Source organism: Bartonella sp. MU70NMGDW (assembly GCF_042194085.1).
GTDB lineage: Bacteria > Pseudomonadota > Alphaproteobacteria > Rhizobiales > Rhizobiaceae > Bartonella > Bartonella grahamii.
The window spans coordinates 1-1,433 of record NZ_JBHIMK010000292.1 but is presented as its reverse complement, the minus strand read 5'-3'; the positions used below and the strand labels follow the sequence as shown (position 1 = coordinate 1,433).

Below are 1,433 nucleotides of genomic sequence, written 5' to 3'. Positions count from 1 at the left end.
TTCATTTCTGTAACGTAATAGAATTTCTCAGGATTAGAGATCTCTGTAAATTTTGGATTACCCTTTTTAAAGGTCACGGGATAAGGTTCCACATCTTCATAATTTACATGCAAATGACCCAATTCACGCCCAGCTGTTACAAACTTCCAAAAATCTTCAGCATTCTTTACACAAGGGATGCGAGGCAATTCTTTAGAGAGGTTATCAGCATAACGAGCACGGTAATCTTCCGAATGTAAAATCCCATAAACATAATAGAACAAATCATCTTTTGTTATGGTTTGATTAGGATAAGCGGCTTTAAAATGTTCTAGTCCCTCATCAGTAATGGCATCACGCCTTTGTAAACCAGCTGTTGTGCTTTCTTCTATAGAGTTTGTAAATAAAAGGGATTGGTTTTTATTTTTACTCTTTGAAACTGGAGTGTGTTCGTAAAAATATCTTGGAAAGCATTGACCTTTTTCTATTGCATCTAAACTAGGTAAGGCTTTATTCATCAATACAGAAAATCTTCTTGCTCCTATACCTGTAATTTGTATTACCATATTTTCAACCGTTTCCCCTATCGGAAATATTCGCGGCATTTGTAAAACCATTTCATTAAAGGCACGATTGTAATAGAGCCACTGTTGTGTAAAAGGACGATATAAACTTTGCATAAGGCATGTAGCTTCAAATTTAAAAATCTTTCCTTTTGCTAAATCTTGTTTAAGAGCACGGCTCCAACTGATTTTTCTGGCATCTGTATTGACGAAATTGTCTACAACTTTTGTAAGTGTTTTACGATCAACATGTCCATAAGCATTATTAAAACGCTTTACTTCACTGTTATAGAAGGCAATCATATTACTTATGTTTTTAGCTAAAATTTCATGGCTTGAATTGTATACCCAAGCATCACGGTTAGTTACAACACCACACGAAAAATTTTCAAAAAGCTTTTTACCATGACCTTTCTTAACACCCATGGCTAAAAATGCTTTGAAATTGTTATCACGTTGACCAAGCCAATCACCATGTTTATCTGGTGTGATTATTTGCCAACCTTGTTTACTTCGTGTAATACCATTAATGCTACCAAATTCTTTAATTGTTTTAAGCTTTTTTTCTCTTGTGAGGTAATCTCCAATATCACGGAAATATATTTTCCCCTGTTGTTTGGATTTTGGATTTTTTACGAGAATAGAGATAGCAATAGGCGCCCGAGAACCTTCTCCAAAAATTCCACCACTTTCTTTTTTGCGTTGTTCTCCAGAAGTCCGAGCATTTCCTCGTAAATGGAAAATATAAAGGCTCGAAAACTCCTCAACTAGGCATTTGCGTAAACCATCCATAGATTTTGTATCTATATAACTTGCATTTGTAACAAAACCAATCACACCACAATCTTTTATACGGTCACTTGCCCAGCGAATGGCACGAATATAACTATC

At 35.2% G+C, this 1,433-nt stretch carries 1 protein-coding gene; it reads right to left on the bottom strand.

Annotated features, from left to right (window positions below; translation table 11 throughout):
* A partial coding sequence (locus ACFIKE_RS10550; protein WP_375649846.1) for a type ISP restriction/modification enzyme occupies positions 1-1,433 on the bottom strand: 1,433 nt, incomplete at both ends.